General features: G+C 64.1%; 11 protein-coding genes and 1 pseudogene. 6 read left to right on the top strand and 6 right to left on the bottom strand.

What is annotated here, in order from left to right; translation table 11 throughout:
- The first annotated feature begins 7 nt into the window (after positions 1–7).
- The 5 genes from JN302_RS18765 (at position 8) to JN302_RS18745 (ending at position 4597) form a co-directional block, all read left to right on the top strand.
- Complete coding sequence (locus JN302_RS18765) at positions 8–991, top strand: peptidylprolyl isomerase (RefSeq protein ID WP_202334042.1); 984 nt, start codon at positions 8–10, stop codon at positions 989–991.
- Positions 988–2016 carry a HupE/UreJ family protein gene (locus tag JN302_RS18760; RefSeq protein WP_202334041.1) on the top strand — a complete coding sequence of 343 codons (1029 nt, stop codon included), beginning with the start codon at positions 988–990 and terminating at the stop codon, positions 2014–2016. Before JN302_RS18765 ends, JN302_RS18760 begins: the two co-directional genes overlap by 4 nt.
- A gap of 166 nt (positions 2017–2182) precedes the next feature.
- Positions 2183–2728 (top strand): HupE/UreJ family protein, encoded by a 546-nt coding sequence (locus JN302_RS18755; RefSeq protein ID WP_202334040.1) that lies wholly within the window; start codon positions 2183–2185, stop codon positions 2726–2728.
- Positions 2728–3333, top strand: coding sequence for a HupE/UreJ family protein (locus JN302_RS18750; RefSeq protein ID WP_274609270.1), 606 nt, complete (start codon positions 2728–2730; stop codon positions 3331–3333). Before JN302_RS18755 ends, JN302_RS18750 begins: the two co-directional genes overlap by 1 nt.
- A gap of 250 nt (positions 3334–3583) precedes the next feature.
- Entirely contained in the window at positions 3584–4597 is a 1014-nt protein-coding gene (locus JN302_RS18745) for an AraC family transcriptional regulator (RefSeq protein ID WP_202334038.1), read from the top strand.
- A 44-nt stretch (positions 4598–4641) separates the two neighbouring features.
- On the opposite strand, the gene JN302_RS18740 is transcribed toward JN302_RS18745, so the two are convergent.
- Together JN302_RS18740 and JN302_RS18735 are read right to left on the bottom strand one after the other, a co-directional pair.
- Positions 4642–6156, bottom strand: coding sequence for a flavin-containing monooxygenase (locus JN302_RS18740; RefSeq protein WP_202334037.1), 1515 nt, complete (start codon positions 6154–6156; stop codon positions 4642–4644).
- A gap of 373 nt (positions 6157–6529) precedes the next feature.
- Positions 6530–8314, bottom strand: a pseudogene (locus JN302_RS18735) (ABC transporter ATP-binding protein).
- A 456-nt stretch (positions 8315–8770) separates the two neighbouring features.
- Here JN302_RS18735 and JN302_RS18730 point away from each other — a divergent pair.
- Positions 8771–10201 (top strand): IS1182 family transposase, encoded by a 1431-nt coding sequence (locus JN302_RS18730; protein WP_202330014.1) that lies wholly within the window; start codon positions 8771–8773, stop codon positions 10199–10201.
- Positions 10202–10547: 346 nt separating this feature from the next.
- Here JN302_RS18730 and JN302_RS18725 read toward each other — a convergent pair whose 3' ends face one another.
- The 4 genes from JN302_RS18725 to JN302_RS18710 all read right to left on the bottom strand — a co-directional run bounded on the left by JN302_RS18725 (position 10548) and on the right by JN302_RS18710 (position 17593).
- Positions 10548–13337, bottom strand: coding sequence for a dipeptide ABC transporter ATP-binding protein (locus tag JN302_RS18725; RefSeq protein WP_202334036.1), 2790 nt, complete (start codon positions 13335–13337; stop codon positions 10548–10550).
- A 210-nt stretch (positions 13338–13547) separates the two neighbouring features.
- Complete coding sequence (locus tag JN302_RS18720; protein WP_202314852.1) at positions 13548–14747, bottom strand: ABC transporter permease; 1200 nt, start codon at positions 14745–14747, stop codon at positions 13548–13550.
- 17 nt (positions 14748–14764) lie between these two features.
- Positions 14765–15799, bottom strand: a complete 1035-nt coding sequence (locus JN302_RS18715) for an ABC transporter permease (protein WP_202314103.1) — start codon at positions 15797–15799, stop codon at positions 14765–14767.
- Between the two features lie 141 nt (positions 15800–15940).
- Positions 15941–17593 (bottom strand): ABC transporter substrate-binding protein, encoded by a 1653-nt coding sequence (locus JN302_RS18710; RefSeq protein ID WP_202334035.1) that lies wholly within the window; start codon positions 17591–17593, stop codon positions 15941–15943.
- Between the last annotated feature and the right edge of the window lie 200 nt (positions 17594–17793).

Here is a 17793-nt window from a genome sequence, read left to right as displayed (position 1 = left end):
TGCACGCATGAGGCTGCTTCCGATCACGCCGAAAATCGGCCCGGAACGTGCTGGGGAAGCTGTCGCCGTGTCCAGCAGGTGGCAACGGCTTCTGCATGAACCGCTCGTCCACTTTCTCGTGGTGGGCGCCGTCCTGTTCGGTGCCTATCAATTCACCAACGGCGAGCCGGACACAGCAGCCGATCCGCAGAAAATCGTGCTGACCGAGGACGATATCCGCCAGCTCGCCGTGAGCTGGCTGGCGCAGGGGCGGCCAGCCCCCACAATGGACCAACTGCGCAGTCTCGTTGATCAGAAGGTTACCGAGGAGATCCTGTTCCGCGAGGCGGTGGCCATGGGTCTCGACCGGGACGATCAGATCATCAAGAGACGGCTTGCGCAGAAGATGGACTTCGTGGCGGCGGACCTCGCAGCGATCGACGAGCCGACCAAAGCCGAACTCGCGGACTGGTTCTCGAAGAACTCGGAGCGCTTTGCGCTGCCTCCGCATCTGAATTTCCGGCACATCTATTTCTCGCCGGACAAGCACGGCGGCGGTGCGCGTGAAGCGGCAGCGGCGGCACTCGATGTCGTCGCCGGCAAACTTCCGGATTCGCCCGAGGTCGCTTCGAATGGCGACCCGTTCATGTTCAGGACCTACTATGGGGACAGCACCCCTGAGCAGGTCGCGAAGGAGTTCGGCCCCGCCTTTGCCGAGGCGCTCTTCCAGCTCGAGGCGAAAACATGGCAGGGGCCGGTCCAATCCGGCTATGGCTGGCATCTGGTGTGGATCGAATCCGTGGAGCCCGGTCGCGTGCCGGCTTTCGAAGAGGTCGAAGTGAACGTCAAGTCCGCCTGGCTCGATGACCGCTATCGCGAGGTCAAGCAGACGGCGCTCGAAGAGATGCGCTCACGCTACGAAGTGATCGTTCCGCGCATCGAGGATACGGATCTCACGAACCCGGCAGGGCCGAAGGCCGCCAGCGCCTCGGAAGAAGCGCTTTCGCAATGACGACGCAACGGGTGGCCGCGCGCCTGAACTGGCGTTTCCTGATTGCCGTCCTTCTCTGGTCCATCGGCCTCCTCACGACGGTGGCCGCACATGAGATACGTCCGGCCTACCTGCAAATCGACCAGACGGGGGCCCAGCACTATAATGTGCTTTGGCGCACACCTCTGCTTTCAGGCGCGCGCCTGCCGGTCGCCCTGCAGTTTCCCGGCGATGTGCGTAATTTCAGGGAACCCGCCGAACGGCAGTTTCCGGACTCTCTTGTCGAGCGCCGTATTATCGAGACCTCTGACGGCCTGGCCGGCAAGCGTATCGAATTCAGGGGCCTGCAGGCGACGATCACCGACGTTATCGTTCGCGTCAAGATGCTCGACGGTTCGGTGACCACCACGCTCGTGCATCCCTCGCAGCCCTGGATCGACATCGAGATCGCAGCCGGGCCCCTTCAGGTCGCAAAGACTTTCGTGATGCAGGGCATCGACCACATCCTGTTCGGTTTCGACCATTTGCTGTTCGTGCTTGCACTGCTCCTGATCGCTCGCGACCTGCGCGCCCTGTTCTTCACGGTGACGGCCTTCACGCTGGCGCACTCGATCACCCTGTCGCTGGCCACTCTGGGATTCGTCAACGTTCCGATGCCGCCGGTCGAGGCGGCGATCGCGCTCAGCATTCTGTTGCTTGCCGGCGAGATCCTTCGCATCCGGAATGGTCGCCCCAGCCTCACCGCGAAGCGTCCATGGGTGGTCGCCTTCGCTTTCGGGCTGCTCCATGGCCTCGGCTTTGCCGGTGCGCTCTCTCAACTGTCGCTGCCGCCCGGAGACATCCCGCTGGCGCTCCTGTTCTTCAACATCGGTGTCGAGATCGGCCAGTTGCTGTTCATTGCTGTGATCCTGGCGATCGTGGCGTCAGCCAGGGTTCTCAGGTTCCCACCCCTGCTCGGCCGATCCGCATTCGCAATCACGACCTACGCGATCGGAACTGTCGCATCGTTCTGGTTCATCGAGCGCGTGACGGGGTTCCTGGCCTGACTGACCAACATTTGCCGCCCGGAGCTTTGCTGCAACGACTTTCAATGGGATTCCGGGTGCCTGCCCCGTTTTCGGCGGCAGAAACCCGGATCGCAAAAGGGAGGAATTCGAGTTGAAAATCGGTATCAACCGGGCATTGGCCCCCCTTTGCGGCTTGGCGGCGCTCATGATGACAGGCCCCGTATTGGCCCACACGGAGACGGGACATGCGAGCGGATTCCTCAGCGGTTTTTTCCATCCGCTCTTCGGGCCCGATCATGTCGTCGCCATGGTCGCGGTCGGGCTTTGGGGAGCTTTTCTTCGAGCGCCGGCACTCTGGCTCCTGCCGATCGTCTTCCCCCTGGTGATGGCCTTGGGCGGCGCACTCGGGATAGCGCAGATCGAAGTGCCTGCCGTGGAAACCGGGATCGCACTCTCCGCGGTGATACTCGGGCTATGTGTGGCCTTTGCGTTCAAGCCGCCGCTTTGGGTGGCGGCGATCATCGTCGGTGCGTTCGCGATATTCCACGGGCACGCGCATGGGGCCGAGATGCCCGATGCTGCGGATGCAATGTCCTACGCGCTCGGCTTCGTGATCGCCACCGGCTTGCTTCACCTGTGCGGCATTGCTTTCGGTGCGCTGGCGCGGTGGCCTTCGGGGACCGTTCTCGTGCGAAGCGCAGGCGGACTGATCGCCGTGGCGGGCGGCGCGTTTCTGAGCGGCGGCGTGTGATGAAGCGAAGCGCTGCCGCTTGGCTTTGCGCAATCGCGATCCTATCTGCAACGACACCGGTGCGCGCCCATGCGCCTTTGGACGGGGTCGGTGATTTCTACGCCGGCCTGCTTCACCCGATCATCGTGCCGGCGGAACTGCTCGTGATCGCGGCGATCGGCCTGTTGCTCGGCTTCTGCGGCTTCAAGCATTGCCACTACGGCATACCGGCGCTGTGCGGCGGGCTCATTCTGGGCCTCGCCACGGGTTTCACCGACGTAGCCGGGGGAGCAGGTAGCGGCCTTCTTGTTGGCATAGCGCTTGTTGCGGCGGCAACGGTGACGGCAGGTATCGGCTTGCCGGTGGCTGTGGCAGCGGTGCTCGCGCTTGTCGGCGGATTCGCAGTCGGATTGGACGCGCAGCCGGAGACGCAATCGTTTCCCATGGCGTTCCTCACCGGCACCGCGACGGTTTTGAGCGGAACGGTCGTGGGGCTGGTCGTAGCTGCCGTCGTTCTCAGCCGGGATAAGTTCTGGCAGGAGGTGGCAGTGCGCGTGGCAGGATCCTGGCTCACGGCCAGCGGCATGCTGTACTTCTCCTGGCGGTTGGTGGGGCCATCCGGGTGAAATGCTTCCGCCAGCCGAAGCCAGCAACCCATAGCCTGCCATTTGCGCCTCATGGGGTTTCCGATCGAGGCGCCGTTCAGCGGATGGACCGGCCTGGAATGCCAGCCGCTTCACAGGGCAGCCTGGATGTCGAGACATCCGGTGCTTCTCAATCGCGATCGATACTACAGACAGTTCAGGCGGATCACCGATCCGCAATGCTTGGTATAAGATGATCTGATGTGGCGTCATAAGGTCGGGAGGAGGCCCCGTGGCGAGATACTATACACGCGCGACAAGCCTGAGCGGCTTCAGGGAAGTCGCCGCCGAGCGCGGCGCCGACTTGACCGCCGCCATGCGTGCAGTCGGCCTCGACCCTGGCCTTCTGAGCCGCCCGGACGAGCAGGTCGACATCGCCGCATTCTGCGAACTCGCCGAGCGCTGCGCAGACGACTGGGAACTGCCCGACCTCTGGCTGCGGCTCGCACCTTATCAGCATCTGGAGATCCTCGGCCCGGTGGCGCTCCTGACGCGCATGGAAAGCGACCTGCGCGGCGCGCTGACAGCGATCATCGACAACCTTGTCATACACTCGAACAGCCTCGTCTGCGCGCTCGAGGAGGAAGAAGACATCGCTGCGATGGTGCTCGATCTGCATCCGGCCACCGGTCCGGCCAGGCAGTATTTGCTGGGCTCGCTGGCAGTGACCAAGAACGTGGTCGAGCAGGCGGCCGGGACGCGGGTCGACTTTCTGGAAGCAAGCTTCCGCGAGGACGAAAGAGGCTCCCGGAGCGCTGCCGAGAGCTGGTTCGGCTGCCCGGTTCGCTTCGAGGCCGAGCGCAATGCGCTTTACTTCGACCGGACTGTGCTCGACCGGCGCCTCGAACGGAGCGACACCGCCTATCACGCAATCATACGACGCTATCTGGCCACTGCCCGCCACGAGGTCTCCGGCCAGCCCGGCGACGCGGTGCGCGCCGAGATCGCGCGGCAGATGGAACTGGGGACCTGCACGCTCGAAAACGTCGCCCGCCGCCTCCGCCTCGAGCCCCGCAGCCTGCAGCGGCGGCTGAAGGCCGAGCGCCTCGTCTTCCGCGACCTCGTCGACGAATGGCGCCGAGCCCGGGCGCTGTCGCTCGTCACCCGTACCAGGCTCCCCCTCTCGCAGGTCTCGGAAGCTGTGGGCTACGCCGACCAGAGCGTGTTCACGCGCGCCTTCCAGCGCTGGTACGGCGACTCGCCCCTCGTCTATCGACATCACGACAACGACCGGCCGGCCGTTTGACCCGGCACCGTGGTCGCACACGACCATGGCGGCCACGCGACGTGTCAGGCGAGCTCGTAGCCTTCGAGGCCGGCCGCCCGGTGGCGCCGGTCGAAGTCGGTGTGGCTGCCCGGCCAGGTGAGACGGTTGCGACCGCTGGCGTCGAGATACCAGGACGCGCAGCCGCCCCGGTTCCAGACCATGCCCTCGACGCGGGCATCGAGTTCGGCGGTAAGCTCGTTATAGGCGTCGAGCCTCGGCTCGATCGCGTCGATGCCCCGGCCCCAGGCCTCGGTCAGCACACGGGTGAAGTGCTCGACCGAGCTCTCGATCATCAGCAGTGCGGAAATCCAGCCCGATCCGGTGCGCGGTCCGTGGACCAGGAAGAAGTTCGGGAAGCCTGGGACGGTGCCCCCGAAATAGGCGCCGATCGAGCCGTCGATCGCGGTCCACGCGTCCCGCAGCGACCTGCCGTCGCGGCCTCGCACCGGCAGTGCCATCAACGCCTCGTTGACGTGGAAACCGGTGCCGAAGACGATGACGTCGGCCGGGATCTCGGTGCCGTCGCGCAGCACCACGCGGTCGGCGCGGACCTCTGCAACGCCCGCGGTCTCAACCGCGACGTTCGAGCGGGCCAGCGCCGGGTACCAGTCATCCGAGATGAGGACGCGCTTGCAGCCGATCTCGTAGTCGGGCACCAGCTTGGCGCGGAGTACCGGGTCCTTGATCGACCTATCGATATTGCCGAGTGCTTGCTTCGTCGCCGCCTTCCGCAGATGCCCGGCGCCGGTGAATATCCCCTTTTTCAGCTCCACATCGAGATAATAATGTACGGTCCGGCGCAGCGCCCGAAGGCCGGGCAGGTTGCGGTAGGCCCAGCGCAGCCAGTCGGGGATCGTCCGGTCGTGACGTGGAACCACGTAAGGCGCCGACCGCTGGATGACCGCTACCTTCCCCGCGACCTTGGCGATCTCGGGAACGAACTGGATGGCGCTCGCGCCGGTGCCGATGACGACCACGCGCTTGCCCGGGAGATCCACGTCGTGACGCCATTCGGCGGAATGGAACGCTGTGCCGGCAAAGCCGTCGAGGCCGGGAATTTCAGGCAGCTTGACCTGATGCAAAGGCCCGGTGGCCGAGGCAAGCGCCCGCGCGACGAAGAGGTCGCCTTCCGCGGTGCGCACCTTCCAGCGACGGGACCCGGCGTCCCAGTCGGCCGATGTCATGGTCTTGCCGAAAAGGGTCCGCTCGTAGAGCCCCTCCTCGCGTGCGATCCGCTGCGCATAGGCGAAGATCTCGGCGCCGGGCGAGTAGGTACGCGACCAGTCGCAGCTAGGATTGCGGCGGAACGAATAAAGGTGCGAAGGGATATCACAGGCAACGCCGGGGTAGGTGTTCTCGCGCCAGCAGCCGCCGAAGTCGTCGCCCTTTTCGATGACAAGGACATCATCGATACCGCGGCGCCTGGCCTCGATCGCGGCAAGCATGCCGGCGAAGCCGGCGCCGACGACGAGCAGGTCGACCTCCCGGGTTGGGGCAGCTGTGCCGCGAAGGGCTTCGGCAAAGGTCTCGTGCTTCATCTGTCGCGGCTCCTGTACCTGACCGGGGCAGCCATCGCCTCCCCCTGGATCGGCATGCCACTTCCAGCGCCCCGCTTCCTTGCAGCGCATGCATATTTTTTGATTTCAGGCGACAACAGGCGGATCGGTCGAGGAAATCGATGAGGAGTTTCGATCCGGGTGCTGTGCTGCCGCGTGCGCACGACCGACCGGACATGGAAGTTCGGCCATGCCCTCGACTTGCCCGTTCGTGGCGTCATCAGCCTGGAGCGCTGCGCACGAGACACCGGGAAGACGGCGCAAGGCCACACCGCACCGCTGCGCCGTTGCGGCTTCTGAGCATGTCCGGCCGGGAGTGTCGACCGGCAAGGATCGGGCAGCGATTTGTCGCTGCTTATTCTCCCTTCGGTGTAGCTTGCGTTCCGCGATGCGTGGCGCCGCGGCCGCCACTTCCGCTGCCGGCCTGCGCCGCGTGAAGCCTGCCGTAGCGGCTGCCCTTTTGCTCGAGCAACTCGGCGTGGCTGCCGCGCTCGACGATCCGGCCCTCGTCGACAACGAAAATACGGTCGGCATTGGCGATCGTCGCCAGCCTGTGCGCGATCACCAGGGTGGTCCGCCCTTGCGCCAGTTCGGAAAGCGCCTGCTGGATCGCTCGTTCGGTCTCGGTGTCGAGTGCCGACGTGGCCTCGTCGAGGATCAGGATCGGCGGGTTCTTCAGGAAGATTCGCGCTATGGCCAGTCGCTGCTTCTGGCCGCCCGAGAGCTTCACGCCGCGTTCGCCTATCGGGGTATCGAGGCCCGCAGGCAGGCCGGCAATCACGCCCTCGAGCCTCGCGCGACGCGCTGCGTCGACGATTTCCGCATCCGTCGCATCCAGGCGGCCATAGGCGATGTTATCGCGGATCGTTCCCGCGAACAGGAAAACGTCCTGCTGCACGATGCCGATGTTCGAGCGCAGAGATTTGAGCGCCATATCCCTGATATCGATGCCGTCGATCATGATCGCACCGCCGGCAATTTCATAGAAACGCGGCAGCAGCGAGCAGATCGTCGTCTTGCCTGCTCCGGAAGGACCGACAAAAGCGACCGTCTCGCCTGCGTGGATCGAAAGGTCCAGGCAGTCGAAAACCGGCCTGTCTGGTCGGTAGCCGAAGCGCACGTCGCGGTACTCGATCTCGCCACGCAGTCGTCCCACGTCGACTGCGCCCTTCCGGTCGGCGATGTCGGGCTGCGTGTCGAGGAAACGCGTGTAGCGCTGGAAGCCTGCAATGCCCTTCGGATAGGTTTCGATGACGGAGTTGATCTTTTCAAGCGGCCGGAAGAACAGGCCGACGAGCAAAAGGAAGCCGACGAAGCCGCCCGCCGAAAGCTCGCCGCGTACGACGAACCAGGCTCCCGCCAGCATGACGACCACCTGCACGAAACGCATCGAGAGGTAGGACAGCGACATGGAAAGCGCCATCACCCTGTAGGCGTCGAGCTTGGTCTTGAACTATCCCGCATTGCTTTCGGCAAACAGCCGCCGCTCATGATCCTCGTTGGCGAAGGCCTGCACGACGCGGATGCCGCCGACATTCTCCTCGATGCGGGCGTTGAAATCCGCCACCCTTCCATAGATCGCGTGCCAGGTTGCGGTCATCTGCGTTCCGTAGCGCGTCGTGACATAGGCCGTCGGCGGCACGACGAGCGCTGTGATCAGAGCGAGCGGCACATGAACCCACAGCATCAGCGCGAAGGCTCCGATCAGTGTCATCACCGCGATGAACAGGTCTTCCGGCCCGTGATGGGCTACCTCGCCAATCTCCTCCAGATCCTTTGTGAGTCCCGCCACCAGATGGCCGGTTTTCCTGTTGTCGAAGAAACCGAAGGAAAGCTTCTGGAGATGATCGAAGGCCTTCCTGCGCATCTCGGTCTCGATCTTGATGCCGAGCATGTGGCCCCAATAGGTGACGATCACCTGCAGGCCCGCATTGAGCAGGTAGATGACGAGAAGTCCCGTTGCGGCGAGCGCGATGATACCCAGCTGGCCGGTCGGCAGGAGTTTGTCGATGAACATCGTGACCGCGACGGGAAAGGCCAGCTCAAGCAGCCCTGCCGCCACGGCGCTGGAGAAATCCAGCACGAAGAGGGCGCGATGCGGACGGTAATAGGAAGCGAAGCGCTTCAGAAGCTCACCCATGTCGACGCGCACCCATCCTCGCCTGAACGACCTGTTTGCAGCCGTCGTTTAGACGCAAAAACTCGCGTTGCAAGCACAATGGCTTGGAATCGTTCCAACTTGTGATTGCTGCCGCCATCCAGCGGCGTAAAACATGTACGGCAAACTCGACTTAAATCAATGGCGCCGGACGCAGACGCCTCCACGCTCATTCGTCGGGGCGGCCTTCCGGGCGGCGCCCAATATTGACTGGAAGCGCTTCGACCAAGATCTGGCGAGATGCGGTGCTGCCGCCTCTTGGTTGCCCCTCACTGTCGGACATCTCTCCCCGCTACAGGCCGTGTGAAAACTCGGGCATTGGTTTTTTTGATGTGTCGAGGAGCATCTTGGGCTTCCCAAATCAACCTGGATCGGATTCAAATTGTTGATCCAAAGCAGTGATTTGCCGGATTTTTGGTAGTTTGAGACGAGGCCGAAATGGCGCATATGACAGGCCAGTCGCGGGAGCAAACGAGCTTGTTCCCGGAAACCTTGGACGAGGCGGTCGGTGCCGATCATCCGGTGCGGGTCATCGATGCCTTCGTCGACAGCCTCGATCTGGCGCAGCTCGGTTTCTCCAAGGTTGTTCCCGAGGCCACGGGCCGGCCACCCTACGATCCGGGCGATTTGTTGAAGCTTTATGTGTACGGCTACCAGAACCAGGTGCGGTCGAGCCGCCGGCTTGCGGCGGAAGCGCGGCGCAACATTGAAGTGATGTGGCTCACCCATCGCGCGGCGCCGGCCTTCAAGACGATTGCGGATTTCCGCAAGGATCATCCGGAAGCGATCGTTGGGGTGTGCCGGGCCTTCGTGCGCTTCTGCCGGGAGCAGGCGCTGGTCGGCGGCACGTTGCTTGCGATCGACGGGACCAAGATCGATGCGGTGGCGAGCCGCAAGCAGGTGGTGACGGCCAAGGAACTGGAGAAGGCGACGGCGGCCGTGGATCGCAAGATTGCCGCCTATCTTGCGCAGATGGACGAAGCCGACCGGGACGAGCGCGCGGCGCAGACGGATGGCGTGGACGTTGCGGCGGCGGTGGCGGCCTTGCGGGCGCGCCGCGAGCAGATCCAGCAGCAGGCCGAGGCTTTGGCCGGACGCGGGTTGAGCCAGTGGGTTCGCACCGAGCCCGAGGCCAAGCTGATGCGCACGGCTCGGCACGGCCATCAGGTGGCCTACAACGCGCAGACCGTGGTCGACGCAAAACACAAGCTGGTGGTTGCCTTCGACCTGACCAATGACGGCAACGACCAGTGCCAGCTCCACCCGATGGCGGTGGCCGGCCGCGAAGCCGTGGACGGTGACAAGGTAACGGTGGTGGCCGATGCCGGCTATTCGAACGGCGAGCACGGCCAGCGCTGCGAGGACGACGGCATCACCGCCATCGTGCCGCGGGCCGAAACCGTTAACCCGGAAGGCAAAGAGTACTTCACCCGCGACCAGTTCAGCTACGACGCCGAGAGCGACAGCTGGCGCTGCCCGGCCGGCGAAACGCTCACCCACCGGGAGACCTCGTGGACGGAACAGAAGAAGAAGTACGGGACCAAGGCCTGTGCGGACTGTGCCTTGAAGCCGAAGTGCACGCAGGCCGCCAAGCGCACCATCATCCGCCACTTCCATGAAGATGCGCGCGAGGCGATGCACCGGCGCGCCATCAGCGACCCCGAGTGGATGGCGCAGCGGCGCATGCTGGTCGAACACCCTTACGGCACCATCAAATGGATGATGGGCCATCCCCGGTTCCTGGTCCGCGGGCTGAAAAAGGCCAGGTCCGAGTTGGCGCTCAGCGTCCTGGGCTACAATCTGAAGCGGGTGGTGAACATTCTGGGTGTGCCGGCGCTGCTCCAGACCCTGCTGTCCTCGCAAGCATAGGGGGGCATGAACTCGTGCCTCAACTTCCAAACCACTCACCACGCTATGCCTCCGTCCAGTTCTCACACGGCCTGGCTAGCGGGGAGAGAGAGGCTGGCCGCTCGGATTTCGCCAATCGGAAAACTCGGCGATTGGCGAAGGCGTAGACCCATCGGCTCTCTCCCTGCTTGCGGGGTGAGCAGCCGGTTCGCGGAGCGAATTCGTCGTGCCTGTGGCACGATGAAAGGCCAGCGAACGCCGGGACGCTGCGAAGCAGCGGGGACCCGGCCGGGCGTCCGGCAGGACAGTGAGGAGTAATCCAATGCGAAGCGGCTTTTTCCGAAGTTTCCTTAGGGCCGAAGGCCTCCTAACGCGGCTTCTTGCCGAACACCTTCACATATTCGGCCTCGCCGCCCTTGGCGAGCGCCTTGGCCTGGCGCACCCAATCGTCGCGCTCGATGCGGCCGTGGAAATTGAGATGGGCATCGACCCAGGCGCGCTCGACTTTCTTCCAGGCGGCGATCTGGGCATAGGTGTAGATGCCGAGCCCGTTGAGCGTCTGCTCGATCTTCGGGCCGACGCCGGCGATGAGCTTGAGATCGTCCGGGCGCGCCGGCCTGCTTATCCCAGCCGGCCGACCTTTCTCGTCGGCACCGTTCGGCTTCCGCGCCTTTGCCTGATCGCGTCGGGCGGGTGCGGCGCGAGACCCGGCTTTCGTCGGAGCCGGCTGCAGCTCGGCGAAGGCTGCCGGCCTCCCCTCGAAGGCGGAGGGGACATCGGCGTCGTCGGCCTGCCGGCCCTCGCCCACTTGCAGGGGCATCTGGGGCGCGACCTGCGACGGCGCATGCTCGGACACGCCGCCGCTGTCGTCCACCGCCTCCCGCATTTCGTCGCGCCACACACGCGCGGATGCCTTACGTTCCTCGATCGCCTCCTCGTCCGCATCGGCTTCGGCGCTGGCGGTCTTGCCATGCGGGCGTTGCGGCGGTTCGCCGACGAAGCCCGGGCCTGAGCCAGGCCGGGAATCCTTTGGCTCTATGTCATGCGCCTCGGCATCGGCCGGCTTGTCGAAGCTGATCACCGGCTCCATGCCCGCGAGAATCTCGTCGGACAGCCAGCACAGGCTGCGATGGCCCGCGCCGAGGTCACGCAGCGGCGGAACCTCGGTCTCGCAGAGATTATCCGGCACGAGGTGCTTGTAGCGGCAGCGGGTCTGGAACGGGCAACCGGTCGGCGGGTTCATCGCCGAGGGAATGTCGCCCTCCAGTACGATGTGTTTCTTGACCACGCTCGTATCGGCGATCGGGATCGCCGATAGCAGCGCCTCGGTGTAGGGATGATAGGGCGGCGAGAAGACCTGGTCCGTGGTGCCCTGCTCCACGATGTGGCCGAGATACATGACGACGACGCGATCGGCGATGTAGCGCACGACCGACAGGTCGTGGCTGATGAACAGCATCGTCGTCTTGTTCTGGCGCTGGATGTCCATCAGCAGTTCGGTGACCGCAGCCTGGACGGACACGTCGAGCGCCGAGACCGGCTCGTCGGCGACCACGACCTTGGCCTGGCCGGCGAAGGCGCGGGCCACGCCGATGCGCTGCTTCTGCCCGCCCGACAACTGGCGCGGCATGCGTTCGGCGAAGGCGCGCGGAAGCTTGACGAGGTCGAGCAGTTCGAACATGCGCTGCTTGCGCTCGGCCACCGTCCGGCCGATCTTGAACTTCTCCAGCGTACGAATGATCTGCGAACCCACCGAGTGGCTGGGATTGAGCGTGTCGAAAGGATTCTGGAACACCATCTGGATCGACGAGATGGTCTGGACGTCGCGCATCTCGATCCCGGTCGACTCGATGTTCTTGTTGCCGAGCGAAACGCTGCCGGAGCTCGCCGTCTCCAGGCCGAGTAGCACCTTGGCCAGGGTCGACTTCCCGCATCCGGATTCGCCGACGATCGCCACGGTCTCGGATTCGCGCGCCTCGAAGCTGATCGCCTCGTTCGCCTTGACCACACGGCCTTCGCCGCCGCCGAAGATCTCGTTGGCCGCGACCCGGTAGTATTTCTTGAGGTCGTCGATCCTGAGCACCGGTGCGCCGGGCTTGACCGGTTCGCTCTTCTTCTGGGCGCCCTCCGGCAGCACGCTCCAGTCGATTTCGTTGAAACGCACGCAGCGGCTGAAATGGTCGGTGTGGCCCTCGACCGGTATCATGGGGATTTCGGCCGCATTGCAGACGCCCTCGACGAAATGCTGGCAGCGCGGGCCGAAATTGCATCCCTTCGGCCGCTCATGCGGCAGCGGCAGCTGGCCGGGAATGGCGATCAGCGGGCGCGAATTCTTGTCGGCGCCGGGTAGCGGGATCGAGCGGAACAGGCCCTGCGTATAGGGGTGGCGCATGCGGTCGAAAACATCCTCGACCGAGCCGGTCTCCACCGCCTCGCCGGAATACATGACGGTGATGCGGTTGCAGGTCTCCAGGATCAGGCCGAGATTGTGCGACACGAAGATCATCGACGTGCCGAACTTCTCGCCGAGCCCCTTCACCAGTTCGACGATGCCGGCTTCCACCGTCACGTCGAGCGCCGTCGTCGGCTCGTCGAGCAGCAGCAGGGACGGTTTCGACAACAACGCCATGGCGATGACGATACGCTGCTGCTGGCCGCCGGAGAGCTGATGCGGATAGGAGCGCATCATGCGCTCGGGGTCTGGCAGCTTCACCGCGCGCACCATTTCCAGCGCCCGGTTGTAGGCCTCCTCCTTGGAGGTCTTGTCGTGCAGGATCGGCACTTCCATGAGCTGCCGGCCGATCTTCATCGCCGGGTTGAGGCTGGCCATGGGCTCCTGGTAGATCATGGCGATCTCATTGCCGCGGACGGAGCGCAGCTCCTCGTCGGTCATGTCGCCCATGTCCTTGCCCTTGAACCTGATGCGGCCGCCGACGATCTTCCCGACATTCGACAGGTCGCGCATGATGCCGAGCGACACTGTCGACTTGCCGCAGCCGGATTCGCCGACGATGCCCATCGCTTCGCCCGGCATCACCGAGCAGGAGAAATCCATCACCGCCGGGATTTCGCCGCGCCGCGTGAAGAAGGAGATGGAGAGATTCTCGATCTCGAGGATGGGCCCCTGGATGTTCGTGGCTTTGACGGCTTCGTTCATCTGGTCGCCCTCCCCATTGGGAAAGAAGTACCCCCCTCTGGCCTGCCGGCCATCTCCCCCTCAAGGGGGGAGATTGCGCTCTCGCGGACGATTTCGCCAATCACCGGCATTGCGGAGTGATCAGCCTCGTCGAAGCTGCCAATCTCCCCCCTTGAGGGGGAGATGGCCGGCAGGCCAGAGGGGGGTAAACTGTAGAGCACCATCGCCTCCTCAATCCTTCAGCGATTGCTCGCGCAGCGCGTCGGCGAGCAGGTTGAGCCCCAGCACGAAGGACATCAGCGCAAAGGTCGGCGGCAGCGCGGGATGGATGACCGAGCGCAGCAGGCGGCTCGCATCCTTGATCGCGGTGCCCCAATCGGGGCTTTCGGGCGCCAGGCCAAGGCCGAAATAGCCCAACGTGCCGAGCAGGATCGTGGTGTAGCCGATCCTGAGGCAGGCGTCGACGATCAGCGGGCCGCGGGCATTGGGCAGGATTTCCCAGAGCATGATGTACCAGGGGGACTCGCCGCGGGTCTGGCCGGCCGCGACATAGTCGCGGGTCTTGATGTCCATGGTGAGCCCGCGCACGATGCGGAACACACCGGGGCTGGAGGCAAAGACCACCGCCACGAAGATGTTCAGCTCGTTTGGATCGATCGAGATGATCCCGAGCGGGTCGGCGTCGAAGACGAGGCCGAGATAGACCCATCCGCCGATGAGCACGGTCAGCGCCAGCTGAAGCGCCAGAAGCTGCGGCCGGCTCTTGAAGCGGGTGTAGAAGAACACCGTGAAGAAGATGATCGGGAACAGGAAGAAGAAGGCCGCCAGGCCGCGCGGTATCGACCAGCCGATGCCCAGGGTCCGGCCGAGCCAGGTATCGAAGCTGAGCTCGCGGATCTCCGGCGTCACCAGAAGGTAGAACAGGAGGATGACGGGGAAGGCCAGCACCAGATTGGCCAGGAACGACAGGATCGTGTCGGTCCTGCCGCCGTAGTAGCCCGCGGGCAGGCCGAGCACGATGCCCACCATCAGCGCGAAGGCGGTCGCGGCCGGCGCGATGACCAGGACGATGCGGCTGCCGAAGACCATGCGGCTGAACACGTCGCGCGCCAGCTTGTCGCCGCCGAACAGATAGACCTGCCCGGAACCGGGCTCGATCGCCCCCGGCAGCGCGTCCTTCATGATCGGCACCTGGGACAGCGGGTCGAACGGCGCGATCCGCGCGGAGAACGCCGCGGTAAACAGCCAGAACAGGCAGATGACGACGCCCGCTATGCCCACGCCGCTGTCGAAGAGCTGGCCGTAGAGTCCGAGCCGCTTCTTGAAGCGGATGCTCGCGCCGAGCACGATCGCCAGGGACAGCCAGACCGGCCAGAAGCGAAAGAGAACGCCAAGGACGATTTCGAAGGCACCGACATATTCGACTTGCATCATGCGCTCCCGGCCTGTCAGCGCACTCTGATGCGCGGGTTGAGATAGGCGTAGCCTATGTCGGAGATGAGCTGGGTGAACAGCACGACGAAGACCGACACCAGCGCGCAGCCGAGCAGGAGGTCGATGTCGTTGTTGCCCGCCGCTTCGACGAGCGTGAAGCCGAAGCCCTGATAGCGGAACATCGTTTCGACGATGACGACGCCTGTCAGCAGCCAGGGAAATTGCAGCATGATGACGGTGAAGGGCGCGATCAGCGCGTTGCGCAGCGCATGCTTGACGACCACCCCGCCGAAGGACAGCCCCTTCAGCCGGGCGGTGCGGATATATTGCTGCGTCATCACCTCCACCATGGAGGCGCGCGTCATGCGCGCGATGTAGCCGATGCCATAGATGGCCATGGTCATGACCGGCAAGGTGAAGTTGAAGAAGGTGACCCCTTGCGACGCCGAGGCGGCCGAGCCGTTGAGCCAGCCCAGCCAGGATGCGAAGATGACCGTGAAGATGATGCCGGACACATATTCCGGTGTTGCCGTCGTGGTGATCGAGGCGACGGAAAGCGTACGGTCGGTGCGCGACCCCTCACGCATTCCCGCCAGGATACCGACCAGCAGCGCAATGGGCACCATCGTGACCATCACCCAGAACATCAATATGCCGGTCGCGCCGAGTGCCGGGAACAGCTTCGCGGCGACCGTCGTCTTGAACTTGGTCGAGCAACCGAAATCGCCCTGCAGCACGCCGGAAAAGGTGGGAACCGAAGGTTCGGCGCAGAAGCGGAAGCGCGGCACCGCCTCGCCGGTCGCCGGGTCGATGTTGGGCAGCTTCGGCGTCACGCCTATCCACTGGCCGTAGCGCACGAAGAAGTTCTGGCGGTAGCCGTTGCGCTGCAGCCAGCGCTCCAGATCCTCCGATGTCGCACGCATCTCGGTCTGGCTGATGGCGAGCTTCTTCAGGTTCGGCTCGAGATTGATCAGGAAGAACACGACGAAAGTCAGGCACAGCATGGTCAGTGCCATGGTCCCGAGGCGGCGCAAGATGAAAGCGAGCATCAATCCCCTGCCGTTCTGAAGGTTGGGGCCGAAGCCGGGACGCCTTTGAGGTCATTGAATCGATTCAACGACCGGCCGGAACGCCCCAGCGATTCAGGAAACGAGGGAGGGACCCGAGGCCCCTCCCCGCGATGCGACGGCCTAGGAGTCGAGCCAGACCTTTCCGTAGTCGTGCTCGAAGGTCGGATGCATGCCGTGGTTCTTCACCGCCGCCATGTGATGATTATAGAGCTTGCGCCAGTAGGGCTGGATGATGATGCCCGAGTCCTGCAGGACCTGCTCGATCTCCTGCATCATGGCCTTGCGCTTGGTCGCGTCGGCCACGGCGAGCGCGGCGTTCAGCTTGGCATCCCAATCCGGATTGGACCAGGCGGTCTCGTTCCAGGCTTCGCCGGTGCGGTAGCCCAGCGCGAGGACCTGCACGCCGAGCGGGCGCATGTTCCAGTTGGTCATCGAATAGGGATATTTCGTCCAGTCGTTCCAGAAGGTCGAGCCTGGCAGGACGGTGCGCTTGACCTTGATCCCGGCATCACGCAGCTGGGCGGCGATCGCATCGCCGGTGTTCTTGTGCCAGTCCTCGTCGACCGTGATCAGCTCGTGCTCGAACTCGGCCTGGCCGGCTTCCGCCATCATCGCCTTGGCCTTGGCCGCATCGCGGGCGATCTTGGGCAGCTCGAAATATTCAGGATGGATCGGAGCGACATGGTGGTTCTCGGCAGGCACGCCGGCATTGCCGTAGCCGAGCTGGAGAACGACGGCGTTGTCGACCGCGAGCTGCAGCGCGTTGCGCACCTTCTGGTCGTCATAGGGCTTGTTGGTGACGTTGGTGCGCGCAACGATGGTAGCCGCCGTCACTGCCTCCGACTTCACCAGGTCGAGTCCATCGAGAATGGACACATAGTCGGCCGAGGTTTCGAAGTTCGAGTGAATTTCGCCCGCCTCGAAGGCGCTGACCATCGCTGCGGGGTCCGTGCCGTAGTCGATGAACTCGATGCCGTCCAGATAGACGTCGCCGTTCCACCATTTGCCGTCCTCGCGGCGCTTGTAGACGACCTTCTGGCCGACGTCGTAGGAGACGAGCTCGAACGGGCCCGTGCCGATCGGGCATGCGGCGAAGTCGCCGCCCTTCTCGTCGAACGACCTGTGCACGACGAGGCCGGGATAGTCGCAAAGATTCGGGATCATCGAGATGTCGGACTTGGTGAGCTTGAGCTTCACCGTCATGTCGTCGACCTTCTCGACGGCGCCCTCGCGCATCTTGCCGGTGGCATCGTCGACCAGCGTGCCCATGCGCGCGGTCATGGAATTGCCTTCGGCCGACTTGTCGCACCAGCGCGTGAAGTTGAACATCACGTCGTCGGCATTGAAGGGGTCGCCATTGTTCCAGGTCGCGCCCTTGCGGACATGGAGCACATATTCGGTCGCGTCGTCATTGACCTCCCAGCTCTCGAGCAGGTAGGGCTCGAACGTGTATTCCCTTGTGTATTTCACCAGCGGCTCGATCGCCTGGCGCTCGGCATTGGCGATCTCCGACCAGTCGGCCTTGCGCGGGTCCTTGGGGTCCTTGATCCACATGGCGACCTTGAGGATGCCGCCCTTCTTGGGCGTTTCCTGTGCCGCTGCCGGCGTCGGCCCGTCAAGCCCAAGCAGCCCGTAGGCGAAGGCCGTCGATGCGCCGAAAGCACTGGCGATCGCCAGGAATTCGCGCCGGTCGACGCCGCCCTTCTTCGCCTCTTCCGCGAGTTCCAGGACGTGGTCCGGAACGCGGTCCCCATTGCTTTTGTAGAAGGTCATGACTTGCTCCCATTTATTGGCGTTCTGCCTGATACCATCCCGCATCACAGCCATGATGTCAAAAACGGCCGAGTGGAGAGATCCCATCCGCAAATCTGCACCTTCGGGAACGATACGGTTCGCGCGAATACGACAAAGTTGACGCAAAAATTGCATTGCGCCGCAGATTCGCCAAAATCTCGGGGAGGCGGCGAGAGTGA

The sequence above is a fragment of the Mesorhizobium sp. L-8-3 genome (assembly GCF_016756615.1).
Taxonomy (GTDB): domain Bacteria; phylum Pseudomonadota; class Alphaproteobacteria; order Rhizobiales; family Rhizobiaceae.
The sequence above is the reverse complement of the archived record's forward strand: the minus strand, read 5'-3'. Positions and strand labels throughout refer to the sequence as shown.

Excerpts from the sequence above, each read along its gene's own strand:
- JN302_RS18765 (WP_202334042.1), top strand. The coding sequence starts at position 8 with ATGAGGCTGCTTCCGATCACGCCGAAAATCGGCCCGGAACGTGCTGGG.
- JN302_RS18760 (WP_202334041.1), top strand. The coding sequence starts at position 988 with ATGACGACGCAACGGGTGGCCGCGCGCCTGAACTGGCGTTTCCTGATT.
- JN302_RS18755 (WP_202334040.1), top strand. The coding sequence starts at position 2,183 with ATGATGACAGGCCCCGTATTGGCCCACACGGAGACGGGACATGCGAGC.
- JN302_RS18750 (WP_274609270.1), top strand. The coding sequence starts at position 2,728 with ATGAAGCGAAGCGCTGCCGCTTGGCTTTGCGCAATCGCGATCCTATCT.
- JN302_RS18740 (WP_202334037.1), bottom strand. The coding sequence starts at position 6,156 with ATGAAGCACGAGACCTTTGCCGAAGCCCTTCGCGGCACAGCTGCCCCA.
- JN302_RS18730 (WP_202330014.1), top strand. The coding sequence starts at position 8,771 with ATGGCGCATATGACAGGCCAGTCGCGGGAGCAAACGAGCTTGTTCCCG.
- JN302_RS18725 (WP_202334036.1), bottom strand. The coding sequence starts at position 13,337 with ATGAACGAAGCCGTCAAAGCCACGAACATCCAGGGGCCCATCCTCGAG.
- JN302_RS18720 (WP_202314852.1), bottom strand. The coding sequence starts at position 14,747 with ATGCAAGTCGAATATGTCGGTGCCTTCGAAATCGTCCTTGGCGTTCTC.
- JN302_RS18715 (WP_202314103.1), bottom strand. The coding sequence starts at position 15,799 with ATGCTCGCTTTCATCTTGCGCCGCCTCGGGACCATGGCACTGACCATG.
- JN302_RS18710 (WP_202334035.1), bottom strand. The coding sequence starts at position 17,593 with ATGACCTTCTACAAAAGCAATGGGGACCGCGTTCCGGACCACGTCCTG.